The sequence below is a fragment of the Nocardia sp. NPDC003269 genome (assembly GCF_042888005.1).
Classification (GTDB): Bacteria; Actinomycetota; Actinomycetes; order Mycobacteriales; family Mycobacteriaceae; genus Nocardia.
Genome location: NZ_JBIAPA010000002.1, coordinates 782,984 through 795,651 on the forward strand (window position 1 = coordinate 782,984; position 12,668 = coordinate 795,651).

Below are 12,668 nucleotides of genomic sequence, written 5' to 3' on the forward strand. Positions count from 1 at the left end.
AGCTATGAGCGCACCCACGGTCGAGTTGATGGACTATTCCGATGTCATCTCCCGGTACGAGCCGGTGCTCGGCATGGAGGTCCACGTCGAGTTGTCCACGGCGACCAAGATGTTCTGCGGATGCCCCACCGAGTTCGGCGCCGACCCCAATACCCAGGTGTGCCCGGTCTGCCTCGGCCTGCCCGGCTCGCTGCCGGTGGTCAACGAGAAGGCCGTCGAGTCGGCCATCCGGATCGGTCTCGCGCTGAACTGTTCGATCACCCCGTGGGGCCGGTTCGCGCGCAAGAACTACTTCTACCCCGATCAGCCGAAGAACTACCAGATCAGCCAGTACGACGAGCCGATCGCCACCGACGGGTTCCTCGACGTGGTGCTCGACGACGGCTCCACCTTCCGGGTCGACATCGAGCGCGCCCACATGGAGGAGGACACCGGCAAGTCGCTGCACGTGGGCGGCGCGACCGGCCGGATCCACGGCGCCAGCCACTCGCTGCTCGACTTCAACCGCGCCGGCGTGCCGCTGATCGAGATCGTCACCAAGCCGATCACCGGCGCCGGTGAGCGCGCGCCCGAGGTGGCCCGCGCCTACGTCACCGCGCTGCGCGAGGTGCTGCGCTCGCTCAACGTCTCCGACGTGAAGATGGAGCAGGGCTCGCTGCGCTGCGACGCCAACGTGTCGCTGATGCCGGTGGGTGCGAAGGAGTTCGGTACCCGCACCGAGACCAAGAACGTGAACTCGCTCAAGAGCGTCGAGGTCGCGGTGCGCTACGAGATGCGCAGGCAGGCGGCCGTGCTCACCGACGGCGGCGAGATCGTCCAGGAGACCAGGCACTTCAACGAGGCCGACGGCTCCACCTCCGCCGGTCGCCGCAAGGAGACCGCCGAGGACTACCGCTACTTCCCGGAGCCGGACCTCGAGCCGGTCGCGCCCGCCGCCGAGTGGGTCGAGGAACTGCGCGCCACCATCCCCGAGTACCCGTGGCTGGTGCGGGCCCGGATCCAGGCCGACTGGGGGCTGTCCGACGAGGTCATGCGCGACCTGGTCAACGCGGGCGCCCTCGACCTGATCATCGCCACCGTCGAGGCGGGCGCCCCCGCGAACGAGGCGCGGTCGTGGTGGGTCGCCTACCTGACCGAGAAGGCCAAGGAGCGCGAGGTCGCCCTCGCCGAGCTGCCGATCACGCCCGCGCAGGTGGCCGCGGTGATCGCGCTGGTCGAGGCCAAGACCGTCAACAACAAGGTCGCCAAGCAGGTCGTCGACTTCGTCCTCGCGGGCGAGGGCGAGCCCGCCGCGATCGTCGAGGCCAAGGGCCTCGGCATGGTCAGCGACGACTCCGCCCTGCAGGTCGAGGTCGAGAAGGCGCTGGCCGCCAACCCCGACATCGCCGAGAAGATCCGCTCCGGCAAGGTCCAGGCGGCGGGCAAGATCGTCGGCGACGTCATGAAGGCCACCCGCGGCCAGGCCGACGCGGCCAAGGTCCGCGAACTGGTCCTGGCCGCCTGCGCGTAGCGGTGTGACATACGACCGCCCCCACCGGAATCCGGTGGGGGCGGTGGCGTACTAGTCGGGCCCGCCCGCTCCGCCCTGCGGCGGTGGGATGCGCACGACGCGGTCGTCGAATTCGCCTGGCGTGCCGTCGGCCTTGTTGATCGTGGTCACCCAGACGCTGCCGTCGGAGGCGGCGGTGGCGCCGAGCAGCTTGCCGTACTTGTCCTGGGCGATCAAGGTGGGCGCGGTGGTGACGGCATAGGTGTTGGGGTCGGCGGCGATCGCGGCCAGCGCCTTGCCCTCGGACAGGGCCACCGCGACACCGTCACCGGTGGCCGTGCACCCGCCGACGCCCGGCCGGTCCGGCCAGGTCCACGAGACGGTCAGCGTGCCCTCGGTGCTCAGATGCTGCAGCCGGTCCTCGGCGGCCGTGCGATCGGTGACCCACATGCCGTTCTTGCCGTCGCGGCACAGGTCGCCCGCCGTGCCGAGGCCCGAGGCCACCACCTGCGGGCTGTTGGCGCCCGAGGACGGCGACTCGAGGCGCAGCACCTTGCCGCCGAGCGAGCCGGGATCGGCCGCCGCGCCGGGGTTTCCCGCGTCGCCGGTGAGGACGAGCAGCTGGGTGGGCGTCGCCCATTCGATGGCGCCGCGATTCCCGGTGGCGCCCTTCGGGATTCCGGTCAGGATCTCCTTGGGCGCGCCACCGTTGCTGGACAGCCGGACCACCCGGTTGTCGCTGCCGGTGGTGATGTAGGCGTACATCAGCCCGTCCTCGCCGAAGGTGGGCGAGAGCACGATGTCGGAGATGCCGCCGTCGCCGGAACCGTCGACCGGCACGCTCGCGACCTCCACCGGCGGCTCCTGCGGGGTGCTCGCGTCCACCGGGGTCACCCGCAGGATGCGGCCGGTGCGCCGCTCCGCCACCAGCGCGCCGTCACCGACGGGGATCAGCCCGGCGGCCGAATCCATACAGGTGGCGATGACATTCGGGTCGGGATCGATGCACGGTCCGGTCGGCCGCGGTACCTGCGACGGCGAATCCTGCGGCTTCTTCGGCTCCACATTGGACCCACCCAGCGACGGCTCGGTGGTGAACGGGCTCGACGCCGACTCGTCGAACCGGGCGCACCCGGCGACCAAGACGGTGCCCAGTGCCAACCCGATCGCCACGCGGCCCGCGAATACCGAACTCATGGCACAGACGTTACCGGCAGCCGAGTGCGGCTGACACGCCTGTTCCGGGGAAGACCGGCACACCGAGTCGGCACGTCATAGGGTGAGGCGGTGACCGACAAGTCGAATGACACACCGCACGCCGACGGGCCGGCGCCGACCGGGCCACCGGCGTCGTCGTCGGGTCGCCCGGTGACCAGCCCGTACGATTCGCCCACCACGCAGATGCCGAAACCGGATCTGCACAAGGACATTCCGCGCACCGACGAGGACCTCGGCCTCGACCCCGGTGACGAGGTGCCGAGCGCAAGCGCCGCGCAGGCGTCCGGCGGTGGCGACGACGGCTACGGCTACGCGTCGATCCCGCCCGCGGCCGCCGCCACGGCGGGCACGGTCCGGCTGCAGCGCCGCAATCGCGAGCCCCGCCGCGGCACCCTCGACCTCGGGCTGTTCGTGCTGCGCCTGGTGGTCGGCTACACCTTCATCTACCACGGGCTGCAGAAGCTCACCGGCTGGTTCCACGGCCCCGGCCTCGACGGCACCAAGGCGATGATGGAGAACGGCGGCTGGGACTACCCGTCGCTGTCGACCGCCCTGGTGATCGCCGGCGAACTCGGCGGCGGCATCCTGCTCGTGCTCGGCCTGGCCACCCCGCTCGCCGCGGGCGCCGTGCTGGCGACGATCCTCACCGCCTGGATGTGGAAGCAGGGCATGATCGCCGGCTTCCAGTACAACGCGGGCACACCCACCGGCGTCGAGCTCGACTCGGTCCTGGCCGGCGCCGCCCTGGCGATCATCCTCACCGGCCCCGGCCGCTGGTCCTTCGACCGCGCCCGCGGCTGGGCCACCCGCCCCGCCTACGGCTCCTTCACCGTCGTCCTGCTCGCCATCGCCGCCGCGATCGCCAGCTACCTGTTCCTCCACGGCGGCAACCCGCTGACGGGCATCGGCCCGTTCAACTGAGTCCGGACGGCTGCGGCGGTGCGGGTTCGGCCAGGTGAGCGGTCATGGTGATCCGCACATCGGCCAGGAATTCCTCGAACCGCCGCAGTTCGGCGGGGGAGTATCTCCCCATCACCGTCTCCTCCACCTTCACTCCGAGCGGTCCGAAGAAGTCGTCGGCCAGGTCGTGGATGCGGGGGGTGCTGCGCAGGGTGACGATGCGCCGGTCGTCGTGCTCGCGGCTGCGGACGATGTGACCGGCCTTCTCGAGCCGGTTCAGCAGTGCGGTGGTCGCGCTGTTGGACAACGCGATCCGCTCGCTCAGCCGCGCGGGTGAGAGAGTTCCGCCACGTTCCTCCGCGGTGAGGATCTCGATCAGCGCCTCGGCATCGGTGGAGTGCAACCCGAGCCATGCCGCGAATCGGTGGGTGAATTCCCGGTAGTTCGCGCCGTAGGCGCGCAGGCCCTCGTGGATCCGTTGATACCGCGTACCGGCGTCCGAGGGAGTCATGGGTTCCTTTCGCATCGGTTGACATCCTATTGCCCGCAATCTACTTTGACCATGGAAATATTCCACCATGGAAATAGGAGATGCGATGAGTCAAGAGTCGTCCATCCGCCGATGGCTCGGCTTGATCGCCATCGCCCTCGGTGTCGCGCTGATCGTGGTCGACACCACGATCGTGAACGTGATCATCCCGTCGATCATCGAAGATCTGGCGACGGGTTCGACCGAGGCGCAATGGATTCAGGAGTCCTACGCGATCGTGTTCGCGGCCCTGCTGCTGGTGGTCGGGCGGATCGCCGACATCGTCGGGGCGCGCAGAGTGTTCGTCGCCGGTGTGGTCGTGTTCGGCGCGACCAGCGTCCTGGCCGGGCTGGCCCCCGGCGGCGGGCTGCTTATCGTCGCCCGGTTCCTGCAGGGCGCGGGCGCCGCGATGATCCTGCCGACCTCACTGGCCCTGCTCAACGCCACCTTCACCGGCAAAGCGCGGGGTCAGGCGTTCGCGGTGTGGGGTTCGACGATCGGCGCCGCCGCCGCGCTCGGTCCGCTGCTGGGCGGCTGGCTGGCCGAACACGTGTCGTGGCGCTGGGCGTTCGGGATCAATGTGCCGCTGGCGGTGCTGATCGTGGTCGGTGTGCTGGCCTGCATCGCGCCCTCCCCGAAGGTCGCGGGGCGACTCGACGTGTTCGGCGCGATCCTGTCGGTACTCGGTCTCGGGCTGCTCGCGTTCGGCTTGGTCGAAGGCCGTACCTACGGCTGGATCAGCACGGTGCATCCGCTGGGGATCGGCGGCTTCACCTGGAGTGGTGGGCCGTCGCCGGTGCTGGTCGCACTGGTGCTGAGTGTGCTCGCGCTGGCCGGTTTCGTGGTGCGCCAGGTGCTGCTGCGCCGCGGTCCCGACGCCGACAAGGCGCTGATGGACCTGAGCCTGTTCCGGTTGGCCTCGTTCCGCAACGGCAATATCGCCACGCTGATCATCGGGCTCGGCGAGTTCGGCATCGTCGCGGTCCTGCCGCTGTGGCTGCAGTTCACCCTCGGCTACAGCGCCGTGCAGGCCGGGCTGGCGCTGGTGCCGATCGCCATCGGCAGTTTCATCGCCAGCGGCGCCAGCTTCGGCATGGCGGGCAAGGCGTCACCGCTGAACATGGTCCGGCTCGGCCTCGCGCTCGAGGTCGTCGGCCTGGCGGCGCTCGCTTTCTTCGCCGCCACCGACAGTTCCTGGTGGGCGATCTCGCTGATCCTGTGCGTGTACGGCGCCGGCGTCGGCTTCGCCACGGCCCAGGTCACCAATGTGGTGCTGGCCGAGATCCCCGAGAACGACAACGGCCAGGCTTCCGGCATCCAGAGCGCCTTCCGGCAGCTGGGTTCCGCGCTCGGCATCGCGGTGCTCACCACCGTCTTCTTCACCACGCTGAGCGCACAGATCGACGACGACCTCACCGCCGCGGGCCTGCCCCAGGCTCAGGCACAGCAGTACGCGCACGCCGTCACCAGCAGCGCGGGCGCGGCGATCGAAGGCTTCGCCGCCCACCCGGAGACGCAGCAGGTCGCCGAGGCCGGCCGCACGGCAATGACCGACGGCATCACCCTCGGCGGCTACCTGGCCGCAGGCTTCGTCCTGCTCGGCCTGATCGCCACCGCCCTCATCCCGTCGCGCACGGACGAGGAATCGGCCACACCGCCAACCCAACCCGCACTCGTGTAAGCACCGGAACACTCGATTTCGCGAGAACATGGGTAACTCACCGGGAACCGGCTGAGCCAACCAACGAGCACGCCGCCGGTCGCATCGACGACCGGCGGCGTGCTCGAGTCTGGCCATGAATCGCGGGGAGGCGGTCAGGGCACCTTGCGGACGGCGCCCTTGTCGGCGGAGGTGGCCAGGGCCGCGTAGGCGCGCAGGGCCGTGGTCACCGGGCGGACGCGGTCCACCGGCTGCCATGGGCGCTCGGAGGCTTCCATCTTCGAGCGGCGCTCGGCCAGCACCTCGTCGGAGACCAGGACCTCGAGCGCGCGGGTCTGCACGTCGATGCGGATGCGGTCGCCGTTCTCGATCAGGCCGATCACACCGCCCTGGGCGGCCTCGGGGGAGATGTGGCCGATCGACAGGCCCGAGGTGCCGCCGGAGAAGCGGCCGTCGGTGATCAGCGCGCACACCTTGCCCAGGCCCGCGCCCTTCAGGAACGCGGTCGGGTGCAGCATCTCCTGCATGCCGGGGCCGCCGGAGGGGCCCTCGTAGCGGACCACGATCACGTCACCGGCCTGGATCTTCTTGCCCAGGATCATCGAGACCGCCTCCTCCTGGGACTCGACCACCACGGCCGGGCCCTCGAAGGTGAACAGGTCCTCGTCGATGCCCGCGGTCTTGAGGATCGCGCCGTCCGGGGAGATGTTGCCGCGCAGCACGCACAGCCCGCCCTCGACGGTGTAGGCGTGCTCGACGTCGCGGATGCAGCCGCCCGCGGCGTCGGTGTCCAGCGAGGACCAGCGGTTGCTGGTGGAGAACGGCTCGACCGTGCGCACGCCGCCGGGCGCGGCGTGGAACAGCTCGAACGCCTCGTCGGAGGCCTTGCCGGAGCGGATGTCCCAGGTGTCGAGGTACTCCTCGAAAGAGGCGGTGTGCACGGTGGTCACGTCGGTCTCGAGCAGGCCGCCGCGGCGCAGCTCACCCAGGATGGCGGGGATGCCGCCGGCCCGGTGCACGTCCTCCATGTGGTAGTCGGAATTCGGCGAGACCTTCGACAGGCAGGGCACCTTGCGCGAGATCTCGTCGATGGTGCTCAGATCGAAGTCGATCTCGCCCTCCTGCGCGGCGGCGAGGGTGTGCAGCACGGTGTTGGTGGAACCGCCCATGGCCACGTCCAGGGCCATCGCGTTGCGGAAAGCCTTGACGTTGGCCACGTTCCGCGGCAGCACCGAGGCGTCGTCCTCGCGGTACCAGCGGTTGGCGATGTCGACGATGACGGTGCCCGCCCGCTCGAACAGCGCGCGACGCGCCGAGTGCGTGGCCAGCGTGGAACCGTTGCCCGGCAGGGCCAGGCCCAGCGCCTCGGTGAGGCAGTTCATCGAGTTGGCGGTGAACATGCCCGAACACGAACCGCAGGTGGGGCAGGCCGAGCGCTCGACCTCGTCGAGGCCCTCCTCGGACACGGCCTGGTTCGCGCTCGCCGAGATCGCGTGCACCAGGTCCAGCGGCGCGTGCGCGACACCGTCGACGACCACGGCCTTACCGGCCTCCATCGGGCCGCCCGAGACGAACACCGCCGGGATGTTGAGCCGCATCGCGGCGTTCAGCATGCCGGGAGTGATCTTGTCGCAGTTGGAGATACAGACCAGCGCGTCGGCGGTGTGCGCGTTGGCCATGTATTCGACCGAGTCGGCGATGATCTCGCGCGAGGGCAGCGAGTACAGCATGCCGCCGTGGCCCATGGCGATGCCGTCGTCGACGGCGATGGTGTGGAACTCACGCGGCACGCCACCGGCGGCGCGGACGGCCTCGGCGACGATGTCGCCCATGTTCTTGAGGTGCACGTGACCGGGCACGAACTGCGTGTAGGAGTTCGCGATCGCGACGATCGGCTTACCGAAGTCGGAGTCGGTCATTCCGGTGGCGCGCCAGAGCGAGCGAGCGCCCGCGGCGTTGCGGCCGATGGTGGTGGTGCGTGAGCGGAGCGGTGGCATGGGGGAGTCCTCGTAGTGTCGCTGGGGGCGTCCAAGCGTGCGCGCAGGGGGGCTGACCTGCGCGGCACAGAGCGAGTGCGCGGTGCGTCCGGCAACCCCGCACGTTACTCCGGCGCGCGCTGGTCGCGTCGCGCCGGTGGTGCGTGCGGAGGTGATGGAACCGGGCTCGAGGCGGGAGTGTCGCTCCGGAGGGTGTCGCCGCGGTGGTGCCGTCGGCGCGGGGTGCCCGGTGCCGTCAGCTTACCGGTGCAACCGCGCGCCGCACCGTGCCGATTCCCACAGTGATCGAGCGAACGCTCACTCCTCGGTGTCGGCCTCCTCGGCCTTCGCCTTCTCGGCCGCCCGCTCGGCGGCGACGCGCTCGGCCTCGGCCTGCTCGGCGGCGGCGAACACGTCGGGCAGGCGGCCGCCGGAGGCGTCGATCAGCTCACGCAGCCGGTCGTAGCCCACCGCGGGCAGCCGCACCTCGGAGTCGTCGGCCAGCCGGGCCTTCACCGCGCCGCGCTTGGGGATGCTGATGCCCTTGACCTGCGCCCAGTCGAGGTGCTTCTTGCCGATCATGGAGCTCAGGTCCAGCCCGGTGTCGGAGACCGTGGTGTGCGTCCGGACGACCCACCAGATCGCGACGAGCGGGAGCAGCAGCAGCCACCACAGCCCGGCGGGCCAGCCGACGAACGGGAAGAACACGCAGAACGCGAGCACCAGCACGCCGATGTAGGCCAGCCGCGGTACCCCGATGACGTACACGCCCGGCGTCGGCGTGCTCGGCCTGCGCGGGACCAGCAGCCAGATGATCACCGCGGTCGGCACGATCAGGCCGATCCGCAGGCCGAGCGACCAGTCCTGCACGGTGCCGACGACGACGAAGATCAGGTACGCGAGCACCACCGCGGCGATGGCCGCGAGCCTGCCCGGGCTCGCCGAGCGCAGACCGCCGGGTCGCGAGGGGCGACCCGTATCGGTTCCCTCGTCGGCGGTGTGGGACGATTTAGCCGGTGGCACGGACTGATGCGGTGATGACACCCTCCTATCCTCGCATCCTGGTACACGGACCCACGCAACCACTCACGTCCCACATAATGGGACGCCGAGAGTAGTCTGTTTGACTCTTCGGTCCACGCGCGCTTAACGTCGTGCACGTGAATCGAAACGAGTTGCTCGTACTCGGCCGGCGCGTCCAGCGTTGAGCCTGACTGCCTGAGTCGAATACGTCAGCTCGCGTTGCGACGCGCCACCCTCGAACAGCCATGCGCTGGTCGGGGGCTTTTTTGTGTTCGGGCATTACCCGATGCGCGACGGGTCGCAAGACACCGCGTGTCAGGCACAACTGTGTTGTCCGGGGTCAGAACGACAAAGTAAGGAACGTAGACGGTGAGTGCACCAACCGCACGACCCGGGCCATCGGCCCGCAGGTCAGCGCCTTCGGCGAACCAGCCTGCCGCTGGTAGCCCGGCGACCAACCCCACCCGCCGCCAGGTCGCGCCCGAGCGCGTCACCGGCGCCCAGTCGGTGGTCCGGTCCCTCGAAGAGCTCGACGTCGACACCGTATTCGGCATTCCCGGTGGCGCGGTCCTTCCCGTCTACGACCCGCTCTTCGACTCCACCAAGGTCCGTCACGTCCTGGTGCGCCACGAGCAGGGCGCCGGTCACGCGGCGACCGGCTACGCGCAGTCCTCGGGCAAGGTCGGTGTGTGTATGGCCACCTCCGGCCCCGGCGCCACCAACCTGGTGACCCCGCTGGCCGACGCCCAGATGGACTCGGTCCCGATCGTGGCGATCACCGGTCAGGTGCCGTCGAGCCTGGTCGGCACCGACGCGTTCCAGGAAGCCGACATCTCCGGCATCACCATGCCGATCACCAAGCACAACTTCCTGGTCAAGGACCCGATCGACATCCCGCGCATCCTGGCCGAGGCGTTCTACCTCGCCGCCTCGGGCCGCCCGGGCGCCGTCCTGGTCGACATCACCAAGGACGCCCTGCAGGCGCAGACCACCTTCTCGTGGCCGCCGGAGATGCGGCTGCCCGGCTACCGTCCGGTCACCAAGCCGCACGGCAAGCAGGTGCGTGAGGCCGCCAGGATGATCCTGGAGTCCAAGTCGCCGGTGCTGTACGTCGGCGGCGGTGTGATCAAGTCCGACGCCTCGGCCGAGCTGCTGGAGCTGGCCGAGCTGACCGGCATCCCGGTGGTCACCACCCTGATGGCGCGGGGCGCGTTCCCCGACAGTCACACCCTGAACATGGGCATGCCCGGCATGCACGGCACCGTCGGCGCCGTGGCCGCGCTGCAGCGCTCGGACCTGCTGATCACCCTCGGCGCCCGCTTCGACGACCGCGTCACCGGTCAGCTGGACTCCTTCGCGCCCGACGCGCGGGTCATCCACGCCGACATCGACCCGGCCGAGATCGGCAAGAACCGCCACGCCGACGTCCCGATCGTCGGCGACGCGCGTGAGGTGATCGTCGAGCTGATCGAGACCCTCAAGGCCGATCCGCAGTCCGGCGCCGCGCCGCTGCTCGACCTCACCGAGTGGTGGGGCTACCTCAGCGGCATCCGCGACAACTACCCGCTGGGCTGGAAGACCCCGAGCGACGGTTCGCTCTCGCCGGAGTTCGTCATCGAGACGCTGGGCCGGCTGGCCGGTCCCGACGCGGTGTACTGCGCCGGCGTCGGTCAGCACCAGATGTGGGCCGCGCAGTTCATCAAGTACGAGAAGCCGCGCACCTGGCTGAACTCCGGTGGCCTCGGCACCATGGGCTACGCGGTGCCCGCGGCCATGGGCGCCAAGATGGGCACCCCGGAGAAGGAGGTCTGGGCGGTCGACGGTGACGGCTGCTTCCAGATGACCAACCAGGAGCTGGCCACCTGCGCCGTGGAGGGCGTGCCGATCAAGGTCGCGCTGATCAACAACGGCAACCTCGGCATGGTCCGCCAGTGGCAGACCCTGTTCTACGAACAGCGCTACTCCAACACCGATCTCGGCACGCACACCCTGCGGATCCCCGACTTCGTCAAGCTGGCCGAGGCGCTGGGCTGCGTCGGCATCCGCGTGGAGAAGGAAGAGGACGTCGAGGCCGCGATCCGGCAGGCGCAGGCGATCAACGACCGCCCGGTCGTGATCGATTTCATCGTCGGCAAGGATGCCCAGGTGTGGCCGATGGTCGCCGCGGGCACCAGCAACGACGAGATCATGTTCGCCCGCGGCATCCGCCCGCTCTTCGACGAGGACGAGCAGGTCTCCGAGCCCGCCGTCATCCACGAGGCGATGGAGCGCGAGCAGGCGGCCTTCGAGAAGGGTTCCCAGGAATGAGCACCACCCACACCCTGAGCGTTCTCGTCGAGGACAAGCCGGGCGTGCTGGCGCGTGTCGCGAGCCTGTTCTCGCGCCGTGGCTTCAATATCGAGTCGCTGGCCGTCGGTGGCACCGAGATCCCCGAGATCTCGCGCATGACGATCGTCGTGACCGTCGACGATCTGCCGCTCGAGCAGGTCACCAAGCAGCTCAACAAGCTGATCAACGTCATCAAGATCGTGGAGCAGGACGCCGACGCCTCGGTGGCCCGCGAACTGATCCTGGTGAAGGTGCGGGCCGACGCGTCGGTGCGCACCCAGGTGATCGAGGCCGTGCAGTTGTTCCGCGCCAAGGTGATCGACGTGTCGCCCGACGCGCTGACCATCGAGGCCACCGGCACCCGGTCCAAGCTGGATGCCCTGCTGCGCATGGTCGAGCCCTACGGCATCCGCGAGATCGTGCAGTCGGGCGTGGTCGCAGTCGGACGCGGTCCGAAGTCGATCACGGCCACCCGCTAACTTTTACCCACCAGAAATTATCCAGAAGGGACTCCACAGTGGCAGTCGAGATGTTCTACGACGACGACGCTGACCTGTCGATCATCCAGGGCCGCAAGGTCGCCGTGATCGGCTACGGCAGCCAGGGCCACGCGCACTCGCTGAGCCTGCGCGACTCCGGCGTCGACGTCCGCGTCGGCCTCGCTGAGGGTTCGAAGTCGCGGCCGAAGGCCGAAGAGGCCGGTCTGACCGTCGGCACCCCCGCCGAGGTTTCGGAGTGGGCCGACGTGATCATGGTGCTGGCGCCCGACACCGCCCAGGCGTCGATCTTCACCAACGACATCGAGCCGAACCTGAAGGACGGCGACGCGCTGTTCTTCGGCCACGGCCTCAACATCCACTTCGGTCTGATCAAGGCTCCGGCCAACGTCACCGTCGCGATGGTCGCCCCGAAGGGCCCCGGCCACCTGGTGCGTCGTCAGTTCGCCGACGGCAAGGGCGTCCCGGCCCTGATCGCCGTGGACCAGGACCCGACCGGCGAGGGCCAGGCGCTGGCGCTGTCCTACGCCAAGGGCATCGGCGGCACCCGTGCCGGCGTCATCAAGACCACCTTCAAGGAAGAGACCGAGACCGACCTGTTCGGTGAGCAGGCCGTCCTCTGTGGTGGTACCGAGGAACTGGTCAAGACCGGTTTCGAGGTCATGGTCGAGGCGGGCTACGCCCCCGAGATGGCCTACTTCGAGGTGCTGCACGAGCTGAAGCTGATCGTCGACCTGATGTACGAGGGCGGCATCGCGCGCATGAACTACTCGGTGTCCGACACCGCGGAGTTCGGTGGCTACCTGTCCGGTCCGCGCGTCATCGACGCCGGCACCAAGGAGCGCATGAAGGCGATCCTGGCCGACATCCAGTCCGGCGAGTTCACCCGCCGCCTGGTCGCCAACGTCGAGAACGGCAACACCGAGCTCGAGGGTCTGCGCAAGGCCAACGCCGAGCACCCGATCGAGGTCACCGGCGCCAAGCTGCGCAGCCTGATGAGCTGGGTCGACCGCCCGATCACCGAGACCGCGTAAGTTCTCGCTGTTCT

The 12,668-nt window shown here is 69.4% G+C and carries 10 protein-coding genes; 6 read left to right on the forward strand and 4 right to left on the reverse strand.

The genetic code is table 11. The features are described from left to right. Positions 1-4 precede the first annotated feature (4 nt). Positions 5-1,510, forward strand: coding sequence for an Asp-tRNA(Asn)/Glu-tRNA(Gln) amidotransferase subunit GatB (gatB, locus tag ACFYWJ_RS14000; RefSeq protein WP_355282723.1), 1,506 nt, complete (start codon positions 5-7; stop codon positions 1,508-1,510). Positions 1,511-1,561: 51 nt separating this feature from the next. Here the strand turns inward: gatB and ACFYWJ_RS14005 are convergent, their stop codons facing one another. Continuing rightward, complete coding sequence (locus tag ACFYWJ_RS14005; RefSeq protein WP_355282726.1) at positions 1,562-2,686, reverse strand: PQQ-dependent sugar dehydrogenase; 1,125 nt, start codon at positions 2,684-2,686, stop codon at positions 1,562-1,564. Between the two features lie 90 nt (positions 2,687-2,776). On the opposite strand from ACFYWJ_RS14005, the gene ACFYWJ_RS14010 reads away from it, so the two are divergent. Then, the gene (locus ACFYWJ_RS14010; RefSeq protein ID WP_355282729.1) at positions 2,777-3,628 is read left to right on the forward strand and encodes a DoxX family protein; all 852 of its coding nucleotides are present in this window, start codon (positions 2,777-2,779) and stop codon (positions 3,626-3,628) included. Here ACFYWJ_RS14010 and ACFYWJ_RS14015 read toward each other — a convergent pair. After that, positions 3,621-4,118 carry a MarR family transcriptional regulator gene (locus ACFYWJ_RS14015; RefSeq protein WP_355282732.1) on the reverse strand — a complete coding sequence of 166 codons (498 nt, stop codon included), beginning with the start codon at positions 4,116-4,118 and terminating at the stop codon, positions 3,621-3,623. The genes ACFYWJ_RS14010 and ACFYWJ_RS14015 overlap by 8 nt on opposite strands. An 85-nt stretch (positions 4,119-4,203) precedes the next feature. Between ACFYWJ_RS14015 and ACFYWJ_RS14020 the strand changes: the two genes are divergently transcribed. Next, positions 4,204-5,817 carry a DHA2 family efflux MFS transporter permease subunit gene (locus tag ACFYWJ_RS14020; RefSeq protein WP_355282735.1) on the forward strand — a complete coding sequence of 538 codons (1,614 nt, stop codon included), beginning with the start codon at positions 4,204-4,206 and terminating at the stop codon, positions 5,815-5,817. A gap of 134 nt (positions 5,818-5,951) precedes the next feature. Here the strand turns inward: ACFYWJ_RS14020 and ilvD are convergent, their stop codons facing one another. Next, positions 5,952-7,793: a dihydroxy-acid dehydratase gene (ilvD, locus tag ACFYWJ_RS14025; protein ID WP_355282738.1), complete on the reverse strand. Its 1,842-nt coding sequence runs from the start codon at positions 7,791-7,793 to the stop codon at positions 5,952-5,954. Positions 7,794-8,090: 297 nt separating this feature from the next. Next, a complete protein-coding gene (locus tag ACFYWJ_RS14030) occupies positions 8,091-8,816 on the reverse strand; it encodes a PH domain-containing protein (protein ID WP_355282741.1) in 726 nt (241 codons plus the stop codon). A gap of 348 nt (positions 8,817-9,164) precedes the next feature. On the opposite strand from ACFYWJ_RS14030, the gene ACFYWJ_RS14035 reads away from it, so the two are divergent. From ACFYWJ_RS14035 to ilvC, 3 genes are read left to right on the forward strand one after another with little or no spacing between them, the layout of a single operon-like run. Beyond that, entirely contained in the window at positions 9,165-11,102 is a 1,938-nt protein-coding gene (locus ACFYWJ_RS14035; RefSeq protein WP_355282744.1) for an acetolactate synthase large subunit, read from the forward strand. After that, positions 11,099-11,602: an acetolactate synthase small subunit gene (gene ilvN, locus ACFYWJ_RS14040; RefSeq protein ID WP_019048314.1), complete on the forward strand. Its 504-nt coding sequence runs from the start codon at positions 11,099-11,101 to the stop codon at positions 11,600-11,602. The genes ACFYWJ_RS14035 and ilvN overlap by 4 nt, the downstream gene beginning before the upstream one ends. 50 nt (positions 11,603-11,652) lie before the next feature. Continuing rightward, the gene (gene ilvC, locus ACFYWJ_RS14045; protein ID WP_355282871.1) at positions 11,653-12,654 is read left to right on the forward strand and encodes a ketol-acid reductoisomerase; all 1,002 of its coding nucleotides are present in this window, start codon (positions 11,653-11,655) and stop codon (positions 12,652-12,654) included. Positions 12,655-12,668: the final 14 nt, after the last annotated feature.

Excerpts from the sequence above, each read along its gene's own strand:
- gatB (WP_355282723.1), top strand. The coding sequence starts at position 5 with ATGAGCGCACCCACGGTCGAGTTGATGGACTATTCCGATGTCATCTCC.
- ACFYWJ_RS14005 (WP_355282726.1), bottom strand. The coding sequence starts at position 2,686 with ATGAGTTCGGTATTCGCGGGCCGCGTGGCGATCGGGTTGGCACTGGGC.
- ACFYWJ_RS14015 (WP_355282732.1), bottom strand. The coding sequence starts at position 4,118 with ATGACTCCCTCGGACGCCGGTACGCGGTATCAACGGATCCACGAGGGC.
- ACFYWJ_RS14020 (WP_355282735.1), top strand. The coding sequence starts at position 4,204 with ATGAGTCAAGAGTCGTCCATCCGCCGATGGCTCGGCTTGATCGCCATC.
- ilvD (WP_355282738.1), bottom strand. The coding sequence starts at position 7,793 with ATGCCACCGCTCCGCTCACGCACCACCACCATCGGCCGCAACGCCGCG.
- ilvN (WP_019048314.1), top strand. The coding sequence starts at position 11,099 with ATGAGCACCACCCACACCCTGAGCGTTCTCGTCGAGGACAAGCCGGGC.
- ilvC (WP_355282871.1), top strand. The coding sequence starts at position 11,653 with ATGTTCTACGACGACGACGCTGACCTGTCGATCATCCAGGGCCGCAAG.